Raw genomic sequence first — 15814 nt, 5'->3', positions numbered from 1 at the left:
TCTTCGAGGTCACCTTGAAGACCGGCATCTTGTTCCGAGCTTGCATCCGCACAGGCCGGTTCCTATTTCGCTGCCCCGCCGGACCCGTCCGGCGGGGCAGCGAAATAGGAACTGCAATTAACCCGCAGCCCTCCTCCCTTCTGCGCAGGAAGTCGGTCTGGCCGACTTCCTGCGCAGAAGGGGTGCCGGACAACGCCGTCGCCGCTTCGGCTGTGCCGAAGCGGCGACGGGGTGACAGGGGCAGAGGGGAGGGGCGGGTGGGGCCCTGAGTTGGGGTGGGTCTGTCGACACCACGCTGAAGGCGTCTTTGGGTGGGCCCGTGTGCTTGCACGCGGGCCCACCTAGTTGTGTTGATCATTCACTAGGTCGTTACCGCTCCTGCTGGGCAGTCTTTGGGCGGCCCGGCCGTTCTCGGCCGGGCCGCCCGTGTTCTTTGCCGGAGGTGCTAACGGGACGCCGCGCGCTGGAGGGCGCTGGCGAGGAGGGCGAGGTCGGTGGGGCCGTTGCCGAGTTCGCGGACCGGGCGGCGGGCGGGCGGGGCGCCGAGCTGGAGCGGGTCTATCGCGACCACGGTGGGGCGCAGCGTCGCGGTGCGCGGGATCCGGCCGCTGATCCGGGCGGCCTGGAAGGCGGACACGCCGCCGTCCGGCAGGCGCAGGTAGCCGCGGCCGGGGGTCTCCTCGGGGAGGGCGGCGGCGTCGCCGAGGTGGATCAGCAGGTCGGAGTCGGCCGGGTCCTCGGTGCGCAGGGCGATCCGGAGCAGGGCGGCCTCGTCGACCTCGGTGCCGGCGCTCTCCTCCGGCCGGCCGGTGGTGACCGCGAGGTGGACGCCGAGCGGGCCGCCGCGGCGGGCGACGGCGGCGAGTGCGCGGGCGAGCGGGCGGCCGGCGGGGGAGATGGGGGAGAGCAGGGCGTCGTAGTCGTCGACGACGACGATCAGACGCGCGGGGACGGAAGAAGTGGGGGAAGCCGGCCGGGGGCCCTCGGCGCTGCGCGGGTGGATGACCTTCGGGGTGGCGGCGGAGGCCGCGCCGACCGTCGCGGGCACCGGGACCGCGGGACGGTCGGCGTCCAGGATCCGCGCGGCGTGCCAGGAGGAGAAGTCCAGGCCGTCGAACAGCCGCTCGCGCAGGGCGAGTTCGTCCTCCAGGGCCTCCGCCGCGAGCAGCGCGGCCCGCGGCTCCGTGGCGGCGTTGACCCGCCCGGTGACATGCGGCAGCTCGGTGCAGCCGTCCAGGCCGTCCTCGGTGGCCCGGCCCTCGATGATCGTGACGGCCAGCCGCTCGGGCCGCTCGGAGACGGCGAGCGAGGCGACCAGGGTGCGCAGCAGCTCCGTCTTGCCCGAGCCGCGCGCGCCGCCGATCAGCAGGTGCGGGCCGCCCGGGTCGGGGGAGGGAAGGGCAAGTTCGGGGTCGGCCAGGTCGAGCGTGCAGAGCTCGTCCCTGGTGGTGCCGAGCAGCGCGGTGGCGGCGCCGATGCCGCCGGCGTGGGCGTCCCAGCGGGCGGACAGCTTGGCCGGGGTGACGGTGTCGAGCTGGAGCAGGTCGAGCAGCCGCAGCGCGTCGGGCAGCGGGCCGCGGGCGGCCGGGGCGGCCTCGCGCAGCGGGGCGAGGACGCGGGCCAGCCGCTCGGCCCAGGCGTCGGAGACGGCGTCCAGCGAGATCTCGTGCAGGGTTTCGCGGCCCCGGGCGACCGGGCGGTCGAGCGAGAGCTGGGTGCCGACCTCGCCGGTGATCAGGGCGGTGGCGCCGACGCCGCGGGGGAGCAGCTCGGGCTGCTCGGCGAGGCAGAGCGGGAAGATGCCGACCGCCGGGCCCTGGCGCAGCAGCAGGTCGAGCGCCTGCCGGGCGGCCTCGGTGGCCGGGCGGCCGTCGACCACGACGACGGTGGCGGGGTGCCCGCCGAGGCCGATCGGACCGCTGAGCCGGGCGGTGAGCTCGGTGAGCCGGGCGGTGGCCTGGTCGTCGTCGAGGCCGAGCAGCAGGCGGCAGTCCTGGCCGTCGGCGGGGCGCAGGTGGGGCAGCCAGAGCGCCCAGGCCCAGGTGTCGGCGCGGTCCTGGATGCTGCGCGCCGGGTCGGCGTCGATGACGACCAGGCTGAGGCCGCTCGGCGGGTGCAGGGCGGCGAGCTGGGCGACGACGGCGCGGGTGAGCGCGTCCAGGCGCTCGCGCGGGCCGCTGAGGCCGAGGCTGCCGGCGGTCTGCAGGTCGAGGGTGACCGGGACGGCGGGCAGCATCGTGCCGGGGGTTGTGCCGGGGCCGCCGGGGCGGTCGGCCGTGCCGAGCCGGAGGGTGAGCGCGTCGGGGTGGCCGGGGCCGCGCTCCCAGAGCCGGGGGCCGGGGCCGAGGGCGTTGAGCAGCAGGGTGGCGAGGTCGGGCCAGCGCTCGCGCTGGGCGGCGGCCTGGCGGATCCGGACGGCGGTGTGGTGGCGCTCGGCGCTCTCCTGGCCGGGCGGTTCGGCGGTGCGGCCGAGTCGCAGCGAGAGCAGGCCGCGGCTGCGCCCGGCGGCGGGCTCGGGGGCGGCGGGCGGTTCGACGACGGGCGGGGCGGGCCGGACCGGGCCGGGGGCGGCGAGCTGAAGGAAACCGTGGCCGTCGGGCAGGGCGGCGCGGGCGGGCTCGGCGGCGGGCTCGGGGGCGGCGAGCTGCAGGGTGGACTCGCCGATCCGCAGCAGCGTGCCGGGGTCGAGCGGGACGGCCTCCTCCGGCGGGCCGGGCGGGACGAGCCGGCCGTCCAGGGTGGTGCCGTTGGTGGAGCCGAGGTCGCGGACGGTGACCCGGCCGTCCTCGGCGAGGTGCAGGGACAGGTGCAGCCGGGAGACGTCCGGGTCGTCGAGCGGGACGTCGGCCTCGCCGGAGCGGCCGATCCGGATCTCCCGGCCGTGCAGCCGGTGCACGCCGCCGGCGTCGGGGCCGCCGACCACGCGCAGCTCGGCGGCGGCGGGGATGTCGTCGGGGTCGTCGGCGGTCGGGTCGGGCTCGTTGAGGCTGAGTACGGCGCCGTCGAGCAGCGGGGGGTGGCCGAGCAGGGTGTGTTCGTCCACCCGGTGGGCCCCGGCGTAGAGGTGCACATGGGTGGCGGCCCGGGGCCCGCGCACGCCCACGGCGCCCGCGAGCGCGCCCGCGAGGGCGCCGAGCGCGGTGCCGACGGGCGCGGTGACCAGTACGTCCACGTAGGGGATGGCGGTGCCGGCGGCGGTCGGGCCGCTGCGCGGTCGGAGGACGGTCAGCCGGATCTGCATCTCGCCCGCGGGTCCCTTCTGCTGATGTGAAGCCTGGTACCGCTGTGCCGCTGCGGACACGTGTGGGCCACCGGAGTGGCGAGTGTCCATCCTGCCATCCGTCACGGACAGTCCGCGCACCGTACCGGATTTGACGATCTTGCGATCATCGCCATGGTGGAGGCGACGGAGAGTCAGGTCAACCGGCACCCGCAAGGCCCCCGTGACCCTTCCCCAGGGGATGTCCCCGAAGCCGTCCCCGAGACCGCGCGGACGGCCTGCCGGTCGCCTCTGAAACCCGAACGGACCCCGTTAGAGTGGCCGCAAACACGGGCCCGGCAGGCTCACCGCACCGGCGGAGGAGCGCCCCGCGCGGGCGGCACGGCGAGGAGTGCGACAGGTGCGGCCAGTCGGCAGCAAGTATCTGCTTGAGGAGACCCTCGGACGGGGAGCCACCGGCACCGTCTGGCGCGGCTGCGTGCGCCCCGACGTCGAGGTGCCCGGCAGCGAGCCCGGGCAGCTCGTGGCGATCAAGGTGCTGCGCGAGGAGCTGGCGGCCGACCCGGACGTCGTGATGCGCTTCCTGCGCGAGCGCTCCCTGCTGCTGCGGCTCACCCACCCCAACATCGTCCGGATCCGCGACCTGGTCGTCGAGGGCGAGCTGCTGGCCCTGGTGATGGACCTCGTCGAGGGCCCCGACCTGGCACGCTACCTGCGCTCCAACGGCCCCTTCAGCCCGATCGCGGGCGCCCTGCTGATGGCCCAGGTCGCGGACGCGCTCGCGGCCAGCCACGCGGACGGGATCGTCCACCGCGACCTCAAGCCGGCCAACGTGCTGCTCGCCTCCACCCTGGTGGACGGCACCGAGCAGATGCACCCGCTGCTGACCGACTTCGGCATCGCCCGGCTCGCCGACTCCCCGGGCATCACCCGCACCCACGAGTTCGTCGGCACCCCCGCCTACGTCGCCCCGGAGTCCGCCGAGGGCCGCCCGCAGACCTCCGCGGTGGACGTCTACGGCGCCGGGATCATGCTGTACGAGCTGGTCACCGGCCGCCAGCCGTTCCAGGGCGACGGCGCGCTCGCGATCCTCCAGGCGCACCTGGCGCAGGAGCCGCAGCGGCCCAGCACCATGCCCGAGCCGCTCTGGACGGTCATCGAGCGCTGCCTGCGCAAGGACCCGGCGCAGCGGCCGAGCGCCACCTCGCTGGCGCAGGCGCTACGGGTGGTCGCGGCCGGCGTCGGCGTGCACGCCTCCCCGGCGGCCGTGGACGCGGCGCTCGCGGTCGGCGCGCTGCTGCTGCCGGACCCGCAGCCGGCCTCGGTGCCGGGCACCGCCCCGGTCGTCCCTCCGGCGACCGAGGACCGCACCCAGGTGCTGCCGGCCGGCCAGGGCGCCCCGCAGTTCGACCCGGCCGCGGCGACCCGGGTGATGGGCACCCAGCCGCCGCCCGCCGCCCCGTACGGCGCCGCGGACCGCACCCAGGTGATGCCGCCCACCGCGGTGCCGCCGCCCCCGCCGGGCCCGCCGCAGGAGGAGGCGCCGCACCCCTGGCAGACCCAGCTGCGCGCCGCGCGGGACCGCAACCAGCAGACCCAGGTCGGCCACTTCGGCCCGGAGGACTTCGAGGACCCGCAGGTCGCTCCGCAGCCCTTCCAGGCGGGACAGGGGGCGCCCCCGGCGGGCTACCAGCCGCCGCCGGGCGCCTACCGCCCGGACCAGGGCCGCCCCGACCAGCGCCGCCAGGGGCCCGGGTACGCCCAGCGCCCGCCGGTGGCCCCGCCGCCCTACCAGGCCCAGGGCGGCGGCAGCCGTCCGCAGCCGCCCGGCGGCTACCGACAGGCCCCGTCGGGCTACGGGCAGTCGCAGGGCGCGTACCCGCCGCCGCCCCCGCCCGCCCCGGTGCGCCGGGCCGAGCCGCCCGCGCCGCAGCACCGGGAGCCCCCGCAGCGCCGGGAGGAGCCGCCCGCACCGGCCCGACGCGAGCCCGCCCCGCCGCGCGAGCGGCGCCCGCGCAGCCGCAACCGGATGTACATCCCGGGGCTCGGCTGCCTCAAGGGCTGCCTGATGGTGCTGCTGGTGCTGGCCGTCGCCGCCGTGGCGCTGTGGAACTTCACGCCGCTGCCGCACTACTGGGACAACGTGCAGGGCTGGTACCACACCGCGTACGACTGGGTGACCAACCTGGTCGGCAGCGCGAAGAACTGACGCCGCGACGGGTGTGGGCCGACCACCGGCCCACACCCGAACCGCAGGATTGACGCTTTGTCGACAATTCCGAAGATTTCTCGCCCGAGAGTGCCGCTCCAGGGCCCTCAGGCGGCCCGCGAGGGGGGTCGGGGCGCGTAGGTTGGTCGCTGTTGTCCCGCCCCACCGAGCGCCCCGGGACCCCCGGGCGCGCTCCCGCGCCGCCCACGGAGCAGCATTGGCACGCAAGATCGGCAGCCGGTACACCGTCCACCAGGTGATCGGCCGGGGTTCGGCCGGGACGGTCTGGCTCGGTGAGGGGCCGGACGGTCCGGTGGCGGTCAAGCTGCTGCGTGAGGACCTGGCCGCCGACCAGGTGCTGGTCGGCCGCTTCGTCCAGGAGCGCGCCGCGCTGACCAGCCTCGACCACCCCCGGGTGGTCGGCGTCCGCGACATGGTCGTCGACGGCAGCGACCTCGCCCTCGTCATGGAACTCGTCCAGGGCACCGACCTGCGCTCCCGGCTCGAACGCGACGGCGCGCTGCCCCCGCAGACAGCCGCCTCGATCATCGCCGACGTCGCCGACGGCCTGGCCGCCGCGCACGCGGCCGGCATCGTCCACCGCGACGTCAAGCCGGAGAACGTCCTGCTCGACCTCGCCGCCGCCCCGGGCCCGGGCGGCGCCCCGCGCGCCAAGCTCACCGACTTCGGCGTGGCCCGCCTGGTCGACGCCCCGCGCCGCACCCGGGCCACCCGGATCATCGGCACCCCCGACTACCTCGCCCCCGAGATCATCGAGGGCCTGGAGCCGCGTGCCGCCGTCGACATCTACGCCCTCGCCACCGTGCTCTACGAGCTGCTGGCCGGCTTCACCCCCTTCGGCGGCGGCCACACCGGCGCCGTGCTGCGCCGCCACGTCACGGAACAGGTGCCGCCGATCCCCGGCCTGCCGGACGGCCTGTGGCGGATCATCTCCGAGTGCCTGGCCAAGGCCCCCGCCTCCCGGCTGCGCGCCGCCGAACTGGCCGCCCGGCTGCGCGAGCAGCTGCCCGCGCTGGCCGGTCTGCCGGTGCTCGTCGTCCCCTCCCAGGGCCGCGCCCCGGCCGAGGAGGCGCTCACCCCCGGCGAGGCCGTCTACGCCGAGGTGGACCCCGGCCCCGGCACCCACAAGCGCCGCCGCGGCCCGGCCGTCCCGCTGGTGCCCGGCGTCGCCCCGGACTCCACCCGGGACACCCACACCAGCCTGCGCCGGCCCTCCGCGGAGGAACTGGCCGCGTACGCCGCCGAGTCCCGCGCCCAGCGAGCCGCCCCGGGCGCCGGCCAGCGCCGCGACCGGCAGGCGCTGCTGCGCCGCCGCCGGCTGCTCGCCGTCGTGCTGGCCACCGTCCTGCTGCTGGCGGGCGCCGCCGCGGCCTGGACGGCCTTCGCGGCCACCGCCCCGGACGCCGGCCACCCGCAGCGCCCGGCCGTCCACAGCACCGTCCCGCGGGCGCCGTAGCGGCCGGAGCGGGCCGGGGTGAAGGGCCGGAGGACCCCGGTGTCGTCATGACCACCCCCGGAGCCATTACCCTGGGGGGCGTGGCAGCCGTCGATCCTTCCGAAGAGCTCAAGAACCTCGAAACGACCATGGGGTCGATCGAGGCCGTCCTCGACCTGGACAAGATCCGGGCCGACATCGCGGTCCTGGAGGAGGAGGCAGCCGCCCCCAACCTGTGGGACGACGTCGCGAACGCGCAGAAGGTGACCAGCCGGCTCTCCTTCCTCCAGGGCGAACTGCGCCGGGTCGAGGGCCTGCGCAGCCGTATCGACGACCTGGGCGTGCTGTTCGAGCTGGCCGAGGCCGAGGACGACGCGGACACCCGCACCGAGGCCGAGGTCGAGCTCGTCGCGCTCCAGAAGGCCGTCGAGGAGCTGGAGGTCCGCACCCTCCTGTCCGGCGAGTACGACGCCCGCGAGGCGCTGATCAACATCCGCGCCGAGGCCGGTGGCGTCGACGCCGCCGACTTCGCCGAGCAGCTGATGCGCATGTACCTGCGCTGGGCCGAGCGGCACGGGTACCCCACCGAGGTGTACGACACCTCGTACGCCGAAGAGGCCGGCATCAAGTCCGCGACCTTCACCATCAAGGCGCCGTACGCCTACGGCACGCTCTCGGTCGAGCAGGGCACCCACCGCCTGGTCCGCATCTCGCCGTTCGACAACCAGGGCCGCCGGCAGACCTCCTTCGCCGGTGTCGAGGTGCTCCCGGTCGTCGAGCAGTCCGACCACGTCGACATCGACGAGGGCGAGCTGCGCGTGGACGTGTACCGCGCCTCCGGCCCCGGCGGCCAGGGCGTCAACACCACCGACTCGGCGGTGCGCATCACGCACCTCCCGACCGGCATCGTGGTCTCCTGCCAGAACGAGCGCTCGCAGATCCAGAACAAGGCGTCCGCGATGAACGTCCTCCAGGCCAAGCTGCTGGAGCGGCGCCGCCAGGAGGAGAAGGCGGCGATGGACGCGCTCAAGGACAGCGGCAGCTCCTGGGGCAACCAGATGCGCTCCTACGTGCTGCACCCGTACCAGATGGTCAAGGACGTCCGCACCGCGTTCGAGGCCGGCAACCCGCAGGCCGTGCTGGACGGCGACATCGATGGCTTCATCGAGGCCGGCATCCGATGGAGGAAGCAGCGGGAAACCGCGAACCAAGCGTGAGGATGACGGCCTCGATGAAAATCAAGCACAGCATCGAGGCCGGCATCCGCCGGCGCAAGCAGCGCGAGACCACCGCGCAGTAAGCAGTGAACGCGCAGTAAGCAGTGAGCATGCGAAAGGGCCCCTGACCGGATCGGTCAGGGGCCCTTTCGGTACGTCTCGGGCCTCAGGCCAGCGCCTGCCGGGCGATCAGCGCCACCGCGAGCAGTCCGGCCAGCAGGACCAGCAGCATTGCGGGGGAGAGCGCGGCGAACGGACCCTGCTGCTCCTGCAGCCGGGCCCGGTTGGCGCGGCACACCGGGCAACGGCCATCGCTCACGCGGCCGTTGCAGTTGGCGCACACCAGATGGTCGCAGGTCATGCGATCTCCTCCTCGCTGCTACAGCCAACGCACCGGACGGGGCTTTGGTTCCTGTTCTTGCCCTGTGCGGGGGAGCGGCCGGACACGGTCGCTCCCTCCACTCTGCCAGGTTCTGACCGTTCCGGCTCCCGGGCTGTGAGATGCCTCGCAATATTCGGGGCATAACAGGATATTCTCTCCCAACTTCCGGCCGCTGTCCCGGGCGGACCCTGCGGGCCGACAGCGGATTCGCGTATGGTCCCAAGCCGGGAGCGGCCCTTTCCGCTCCTTTCGCCCGCCCCCGGACCGGGCCGCCCGGGGTGGATCGACCGAGGACTGGCGCCGCCTAGGATGGCCTCCGTGATGCAGCCGTGATCAGATTCGACAACGTCTCCAAGACCTATCCCAAGCAGAACCGTCCCGCCCTGGACAACGTCTCGCTGGAGATCGAGAAGGGTGAGTTCGTCTTCCTGGTCGGCTCGTCCGGCTCGGGCAAGTCCACCTTCCTTAGGTTGTGCCTGCGCGAGGAGCGCCCCTCGACGGGCGAGGTGCACGTGCTGGGCAAGGACCTGGGCAAGCTGTCCAACTGGAAGGTGCCGCACATGCGCCGCCAGCTGGGCACCGTCTTCCAGGACTTCCGCCTGCTGCCCAACAAGACCGTCGCGCAGAACGTCGCCTTCGCCCTTGAGGTGATCGGCAAGCCCAAGAGCGCCATCAACAAGGTGGTGCCCGAGGTGCTGGAGCTGGTCGGCCTCGGCGGCAAGGAGGACCGCATGCCGGGCGAGCTCTCCGGTGGTGAGCAGCAGCGCGTGGCGATCGCCCGCGCGTTCGTGAACCGCCCGATGCTGCTGATCGCGGACGAGCCCACCGGCAACCTGGACCCGCAGAACTCGGTCGGCATCATGAAGCTGCTCGACCGCATCAACCGCACCGGCACCACGGTGCTGATGGCCACCCACGACCAGGCCATCGTCGACCAGATGCGCAAGCGCGTCATCGAGCTCGACAAGGGGCTGCTGGTCCGCGACCAGGCCCGCGGCGTCTACGGATACCAGCACTGACCCACCAGCGCTGAGCCGTAGGGCCCGCCGGCCCGAGCCGTCCGACCAGCAGTACCGACCCTGGAGTTGTTACACGCATGCGCGCCCAGTTCGTCCTGTCGGAGATCGGTGTGGGTCTCCGCCGCAACCTGACGATGACCATCGCGGTCGTCGTCAGTGTCGCGCTCTCCCTCGCCCTCGCCGGTTCCTCGCTCCTGGTCCGCGACCAGGTGAACTCCATGAAGGGGTACTGGTACGACAAGGTCGAGGTGAGCATCTACTTCTGTACCAAGTCCGACGCCCGGAACTCGCCGCAGTGCGACAAGGGCGCGGCCACCGACCAGCAGGTCCAGGACATCAAGGCCCAGCTGGACAAGATGGATTCGGTGGTCCAGTCGGCGACCTTCGAGAGCTCCGCCGAGGCGTACAAGCACTGGAAGGAGATGAACCCGGACAACCCGCTCATCTCCGTCCTGGGCCCGGACGCCATGCCGCAGTCCTGGCGGGTGAAGCTCAACGACCCGACCAAGTACGACGTCATCCAGAGCGCCTTCGCCGGCAAGCCGGGCGTCAAATCGGTCGAGGACCAGCGGAAGATCCTGGAGAACCTGTTCGGCCTGCTGAACGGTCTGCAGACCGCGGCCTTCGTCATCATGGTGCTGATGCTGTTCGTCGCCCTGCTGCTCATCGTCAACACCGTCCGGGTGTCGGCGTACAGCAGGCGGCGCGAGACCGGGATCATGCGCCTGGTCGGTGCCTCGAACTTCTACGTGCAGATGCCGTTCATCGCCGAGGCCGCGTTCTCCGCTCTGCTCGGCGCCGTCATGGCCTCGGGCCTGCTGCTCGGCGGGCACTTCTTCGTCCAGAACTGGCTGGCCGACCGGGTGCAGTTCATCCACTTCATCGGGCTCAGCTCGGTGCTCGCGGTGATACCGCTGCTGGTCGTGGTCGGTATGGGCATGGCCGGTATCGCGGCGTTCTTCACGCTGCGCAAGTACCTCAAGGTCTGACCCGGCCAGGGCCCACCGGCCCTTGGACGGCCCCGGACGGCCCCGGACGGCACTGCGCCGTCCGGGGCCGCCGCCGTTTGCCGCTCCGCCGTTCCGACCCGCCGCGCCGCGTGCGGTGTCTACACTCCGATGCCATGCCAGAAACTCCGCGCAGGGCACGTCAGGCGGCCACCCTCAGCCTGGTGTTCGGCGCCGTGCTGCTGGCCGGGGCCGCCACCGGCGCCTGGGGCGACCCGAGCGAACCGCCGCACCGCCCGTCCGCCGACACGGCGCGGCCCGCGTCCGTCGTCGCCGGGGTCGGCGCGGACCCGGCCGGCACCGCGCTCTCCGAGCAGCAGGCCGAGCACCTGCTCGGCGCCACCGGCGACCGCTGGGGCGCGTACTACAGCGCCCAGGAGTACGCCGAGTTCAGCCAGGGTTTGGACGGCCGCTACCTCGGCGTGGGCCTGTCGGTCGGCCGGGGCGAGGACGGCGTCACCGCGGTCTCCCAGGTGGTGGCGGCCGGGCCGGCTGCCTCGGCCGGGATCGCCCCCGGCGATCGGCTGCTGCGGATCGACCAGGACCAGGCCGACCACCTGCCGGTCACCGAGGTGGTCGCCCGGCTGCGCGGCCGGGACGGCGAGCGCCGGGTCGGCTCCGAGGTCACCTTAGCCGTCCGGCGCGGGGACGGCGCCGTGCGCGAACTCCGGCTGCGCCGCGCCCTGCTGGACAGCCAGCAGGTCACCGCGGAGCACCTGGACCGGGGCGTGCTGCGGATCACCGTGCGGGCCTTCACCAGCGGCGTGGCCGAGCAGGTGCGCGCCGCGCTGCGCGCCCCGCACACCGGCGTGGTGCTCGATCTGCGCGGCAACTCCGGCGGGTTGGTCGAGGAGGCCGTCGGCACCGCCGGGATCTTCCTGGACGGCGGTGCGGTGGGCTCGTACCAGGAGCGCGGCGAGACCCGGGAGTTGACCGCCCCGCCCGGCGGCGACCAGCGCACCCCGCTGGTGGTGCTGGTGGACGGCGGCACGATGAGCGCCGCCGAACTGCTCACCGGCGCGCTCCAGGACCGCAGCCGCGCCGTCGTGGTGGGCTCGCGCACCTTCGGCAAGGGCACCGTCCAGCAGCCCAGCCGGCTCGCCGACGGCGCCGTCCTGGAGATGACCGTCGGCCGCTACTACACCCCGGCCGGCCGCTCCCTCGACGGCACCGGCCTCACCCCCGACGTCCCCGCGACCGGCACCGAGGACGCCGGCGCCCTCGCCCTCCGGGTCCTCGCGGGCCTCGGGACCCGCGCCTAACCCGCACCTAAAGGAGCTGCCCCGACCGGGGCCGAAGTGCGAGAATGACGGCGCTATGGCAAAGGAAACCGGACAGAAGCTGATCGCGCAGAACAAGAAGGCGCGACACGAGTACATGATCCTCGACACCTACGAGTGCGGCCTCGTGCTCACCGGCACCGAGGTGAAGTCGCTGCGCGAGGGGCGGGCCAACCTGGTCGACGGCTACGCCTACATCCAGAACCACGAGGCCTGGATCGACAACGTCTTCATCCCCGAGTACAGCCAGGGGACGTGGACCAACCACGCGGCACGGCGCAAGCGCAAGCTGCTGCTGCACAAGATGGAGATCCGCAAGATCGAGACCAAGGTCCGCGACGCGGGCCACACCCTGGTCCCGCTCTCGCTGTACTTCAAGGACGGCCGGGTGAAGATCGAACTCGCGCTCGCCGTCGGCAAGAAGCTGTACGACAAGCGGCAGACGTTGCGCGAGAAGCAGGACACCCGCGAGACGGCGCGCGCCGTGGCCGCGGCCCGGCGGCGCCAGGGTTAATCCGCTGGACCCTCGCCCGTCGCCTCGCGTACTATGGCGCCAGCACCACGGACGGTCACCGTCCTGCTGTTTCTCAACAAAACATGGGGATGATCGGTTTCGACAGGGGATGTTGAAACAGGGGAAGCGAGCCGAGGAACGCGGCAATGATCTCGTTAACCACGTGTCGCAAAAAAATAATCGCCAACTCTAAGCGCGATTCCCAGCAGTTCGCTCTCGCTGCCTAATAAGCACCGATAGCGCTTGGGTGTCAGACCGGGGAGTTCCCGACCCGGACCCTGGCATAATCTAGGGAACTCAACCGTCCGCCCGGGCTGCGGGGGTGGATGGGAAATCAAACAGCAGCTGGGCCTGTTGGCGGCTTGTCCGTGTGACTGCCAGGGCCGAGAAAATCACAGCGGACTGCGCTCGGAGAAGCCCTGAATTAACTCCACTGGACCCGGGTTCGATTCCCGGCATCTCCACCACCCCATGTTGACACCGAAGGCCGCCCACCGCTCCCGCGGAGGGCGGCCTTCGGTTTTTCCGCGCCCGGGGCGGCGCTCCCGCGCCCCTGGGCGTAGGATCATCCGTCCGCTCGTTTTCCGGAGCCGGATTCCGCCGCAACCACCGAGGCCATGCAGAGCAACACGGATACCACCGCCACCGACCACGAGACCGTCCGCGCGCGCGAGATCGCCGGTGAGCAGCACCACCTCGACACCGTCTACCACCGTCTGGAGGAGAAGCTCGCCGAGGCCGAGTACATCCTGGAGGACGCCGCCAAGCGGGTCCAGGTCGGCACTCCCGGCGCGCTCGCCGAGCGCGACGCCCAGGTCTACCGGGCCGGCGCGCACCTCCAGCGACTCAACAACGAGTTCGAGGACTTCCTGTTCGGCCGGATCGACCTCCAGCGGGCGGACGCCCCGGAGGAGCACGGCATCCCCTCCAACACCCCGCTCGACCCGGCCGACCCGGCGGTGGCCGAGACCCTGCACATCGGCCGCCTCGGCGTGCTGGACGCCGAGTACGGCCCGCTGGTGATCGACTGGCGGGCGCCCGCCGCCGCGCCGTTCTACCGCGCCACCCCGGTCGAGCCGGGCCGGGTGGTCCGTCGCCGGGTGATCCGCTCCAAGGGCCGCAAGGTGATCGGCGTCGAGGACGACCTGCTGCGCCCCGACCTCACCCCCACCCTGGACGGCCGGGAGCTGGCGGTGGTCGGCGACGGCGCCCTGATGGCCTCGCTCGGCCGGGCCCGCAGCCACTCGATGCGCGACATCGTCTCGTCCATCCAGAAGGAGCAGGACGAGGTGATCCGCGCCGCCGCGGGCGGTGCCACCCTCGTCACCGGCGGCCCGGGCACCGGCAAGACCGCCGTCGCCCTGCACCGCGCCGCGTACCTGCTGTACCAGGACCGCCGCCGGTACGCCGGGGGCATCCTGGTGGTCTCGCCGACCCCGCTGCTGGTTTCCTACACCGAGGGCGTGCTGCCCTCGCTCGGCGAGGAGGGCCAGGTGGCCATCCGGGCCGTCGGCTCGCTCGTGGACGGCATCGAGGCGGGCACCTACGACTCCCCGGAGGCGGCCCGGGTCAAGGGCTCGGCCCGGATGGTGCAGCTGCTGAGACGGGCCGCCCGGGCGGCGCTGGAGCTGGGCGCGCCGCAGGAGCTCAAGGTGGTCGCCCGCGGCGAGGTGCTCAAGCTGGACGCGGGCCGGCTCAGGGCCGTCCGCGGCAACGTCGTGGGCTCCGGCGGCACCCCGCTGAACCTGCTGCGCCCGCGCGCCCGCCGGCTGCTGCTGGACGCGCTGTGGCAGGAGGCCATCCGGCACCTGCCGAAGCCGACCGACCACTACGCCCGCGAGCAGCGCCAGGAGGAGAAGGAGTCCTTCGACGAGTACGTCTCGGACGAGGCGCCCTTCCTGGACTTCCTGGACGCCTGGTGGCCGGCGCTGACCCCGCGCCGGGTGCTCGGCACGCTCAAGCAGTCCCGGCACACCAACCGGATCGCCCGCCGCGCCGTGACCCCGGACGAGGCGAAGCTGCTGGCCGCCTCCTGGCGCCACCTGTCCCCGAACGGTGAGGGCGCGCTGTCCGCGCACGACGTGGCGCTGGTGGACGAGCTCCAGGTGCTGCTCGGCGAGCCGGCCCGGCCGAAGGTGCGCGAGGTGGACGCGGTGGACCTGTTGAGCGGTCTGGAGGAGGTCACCACCTTCGCCGACCGCAGCTCCCGCCAGCGCGAGCGCGTCCCCGTCGAGCGGACCGAGTACGCGCACGTGATCGTGGACGAGGCGCAGGACCTCACCCCGATGCAGTGGCGGATGATCGGCCGCCGGGCCCGGATGGCCACCTGGACGATCGTCGGGGACCCGGCGCAGTCCTCCTGGCCGTTCCCGCAGGAGGCGCAGTCCGCGCTGGACGAGGTGCTGTCCGGCAAGCAGCGCCGCCGCTTCACGCTGACCGTCAACTACCGCAACCCGGCCGAGATCGCCGAGGTGGCGGCCAAGGTGCTGGCGCTGGCCGCGCCGGGCACGCCGTCGCCGAGCGCGGTGCGCCACGTCGGGGCGGAGCCGCGCTTCGCGGCCGTCACCGACCCGTCGCCGGAGGCCTTCGGCGCGGCGGCCCGGGCCGAGCTGGAGCGGCTGCTGAGCGAGGTGGACGGCACCGTGGCGATCGTGGTGCCGATGGACCGCCGGGCCGAGGCGGCCGGCTGGGCCGAGGGCCTGGGCGAGCGCGTGGTGGCCCTCGGCAGCCTGGAGGCCAAGGGCCTGGAGTACGACGCGACCGTGGTGGCCGATCCGACCGGCATCGCCGGCGAGTCGGAGGCCGGCCTGCGGGTGCTGTACGTGGCGCTGACCCGGGCGACCCAGCGGCTGACCGTGCTGTCCGGCCCGGACGACCTGCCGGACGCGGCCGGCGTGCCCGCGCTGCTGCACGACTGACGGTCGGTCCGCCGCACGAAGAAGGCCCCTCACCACTGGTGAGGGGCCTTCAGACGCTAGTGACACCGACCCGCCATGCTCGCCTCGCGGCAAGTGGTCCCTCGAAGGGACGAAGGTTGGGCCCGGGGGCTTGGATCGAGCCGGTGTCCCGTCCAATGTAACGCATCGGCCCGGAGAGGCAAGGAGTTGACAGCCTCGTTGTCGACCCGCTTGTGGGGTCCACACACTCAATGAACGTTATTTCTGGCTACGCGCTGGTAGGTGCGACGATCGAGGTCTAGCATGCGCAGGTGATGCCTTCAACAAAATGTTGAACCTGCCGATGGATGGAAGAAGGAAGCGTCGATGGCGACGGTGCCCAGTGTCTCCAACTCGATCACGGTTCGGCTCGAAGTCCCGGCCCGGGGCAACGCGGTCAGCGCGATCACCACGGCGGTCGAGTCCTCCGGCGGATCGGTCACCGGCCTCGACGTCACCGCCTCCGGCCTGGAGGCCCTGCGGATCGACGTGACCGTGGCCGCCTCCTCGGTGGCGCACGGCGAGGAGATCGTCGAGAAGCTGCGGGCGATCGACGGCGTGTCGATCGGCAAGG

10 protein-coding genes, 1 other RNA gene and 1 pseudogene are annotated in these 15814 nt (G+C 73.2%); 10 read left to right on the top strand and 2 right to left on the bottom strand.

All coding sequences use genetic code 11. From position 1 onward, the window contains the following. Positions 1-445: 445 nt before the first annotated feature. Complete coding sequence (locus tag KV557_RS31855) at positions 446-3241, bottom strand: FtsK/SpoIIIE domain-containing protein (protein ID WP_218205029.1); 2796 nt, start codon at positions 3239-3241, stop codon at positions 446-448. A gap of 379 nt (positions 3242-3620) precedes the next feature. Between KV557_RS31855 and KV557_RS31850 the strand changes: the two genes are divergently transcribed. The 3 genes from KV557_RS31850 (at position 3621) to prfB (ending at position 8102) form a co-directional block, all read left to right on the top strand. Next, on the top strand, positions 3621-5429 hold the full coding sequence (locus KV557_RS31850) for a serine/threonine-protein kinase (RefSeq protein ID WP_218205028.1): 1809 nt from the start codon (positions 3621-3623) through the stop codon (positions 5427-5429). Positions 5430-5646: 217 nt separating this feature from the next. After that, a complete protein-coding gene (locus KV557_RS31845; RefSeq protein WP_218205027.1) occupies positions 5647-6906 on the top strand; it encodes a serine/threonine-protein kinase in 1260 nt (419 codons plus the stop codon). An 80-nt stretch (positions 6907-6986) separates the two neighbouring features. Beyond that, the gene (gene prfB / locus KV557_RS31840) at positions 6987-8102 is read left to right on the top strand and encodes a peptide chain release factor 2 (RefSeq protein WP_218205026.1); all 1116 of its coding nucleotides are present in this window, start codon (positions 6987-6989) and stop codon (positions 8100-8102) included. A gap of 166 nt (positions 8103-8268) precedes the next feature. Here prfB and KV557_RS31835 read toward each other — a convergent pair whose 3' ends face one another. Next, entirely contained in the window at positions 8269-8463 is a 195-nt protein-coding gene (locus KV557_RS31835) for a hypothetical protein (protein ID WP_045695767.1), read from the bottom strand. Between the two features lie 350 nt (positions 8464-8813). On the opposite strand from KV557_RS31835, the gene ftsE reads away from it, so the two are divergent. From ftsE to KV557_RS31800, 7 genes and pseudogenes are all read left to right on the top strand, one after another. After that, positions 8814-9503, top strand: a complete 690-nt coding sequence (gene ftsE / locus KV557_RS31830) for a cell division ATP-binding protein FtsE (protein ID WP_063349173.1) — start codon at positions 8814-8816, stop codon at positions 9501-9503. Positions 9504-9580: 77 nt separating this feature from the next. Next, positions 9581-10492, top strand: a complete 912-nt coding sequence (gene ftsX, locus KV557_RS31825) for a permease-like cell division protein FtsX (protein WP_218205025.1) — start codon at positions 9581-9583, stop codon at positions 10490-10492. A gap of 134 nt (positions 10493-10626) precedes the next feature. Beyond that, positions 10627-11772: a S41 family peptidase gene (locus tag KV557_RS31820; RefSeq protein ID WP_218205024.1), complete on the top strand. Its 1146-nt coding sequence runs from the start codon at positions 10627-10629 to the stop codon at positions 11770-11772. A gap of 55 nt (positions 11773-11827) precedes the next feature. Beyond that, positions 11828-12304 carry an SsrA-binding protein SmpB gene (gene smpB / locus KV557_RS31815; protein WP_218205023.1) on the top strand — a complete coding sequence of 159 codons (477 nt, stop codon included), beginning with the start codon at positions 11828-11830 and terminating at the stop codon, positions 12302-12304. Positions 12305-12389: 85 nt separating this feature from the next. After that, positions 12390-12771: a transfer-messenger RNA gene (gene ssrA, locus KV557_RS31810) on the top strand. Positions 12772-12921: 150 nt separating this feature from the next. Next, on the top strand, positions 12922-15222 hold the full coding sequence (locus tag KV557_RS31805) for a HelD family protein (RefSeq protein WP_218205022.1): 2301 nt from the start codon (positions 12922-12924) through the stop codon (positions 15220-15222). A gap of 345 nt (positions 15223-15567) precedes the next feature. Further along, positions 15568-15814 (top strand): annotated as a pseudogene (locus KV557_RS31800) (ACT domain-containing protein); the annotation flags it as partial.

The sequence above is a fragment of the Kitasatospora aureofaciens genome (assembly GCF_019192735.1).
GTDB lineage: Bacteria > Actinomycetota > Actinomycetes > Streptomycetales > Streptomycetaceae > Kitasatospora > Kitasatospora aureofaciens_A.
The sequence above is the reverse complement of the archived record's forward strand: the minus strand, read 5'-3'. Positions and strand labels throughout refer to the sequence as shown.

Bases quoted from the DNA above. Each gene is read 5' to 3' on its own strand.
- KV557_RS31855 (WP_218205029.1), bottom strand. From the start codon at position 3,241: ATGCAGATCCGGCTGACCGTCCTCCGACCGCGCAGCGGCCCGACCGCC.
- KV557_RS31835 (WP_045695767.1), bottom strand. From the start codon at position 8,463: ATGACCTGCGACCATCTGGTGTGCGCCAACTGCAACGGCCGCGTGAGC.
- ftsX (WP_218205025.1), top strand. From the start codon at position 9,581: ATGCGCGCCCAGTTCGTCCTGTCGGAGATCGGTGTGGGTCTCCGCCGC.
- KV557_RS31820 (WP_218205024.1), top strand. From the start codon at position 10,627: ATGCCAGAAACTCCGCGCAGGGCACGTCAGGCGGCCACCCTCAGCCTG.
- smpB (WP_218205023.1), top strand. From the start codon at position 11,828: ATGGCAAAGGAAACCGGACAGAAGCTGATCGCGCAGAACAAGAAGGCG.
- KV557_RS31805 (WP_218205022.1), top strand. From the start codon at position 12,922: ATGCAGAGCAACACGGATACCACCGCCACCGACCACGAGACCGTCCGC.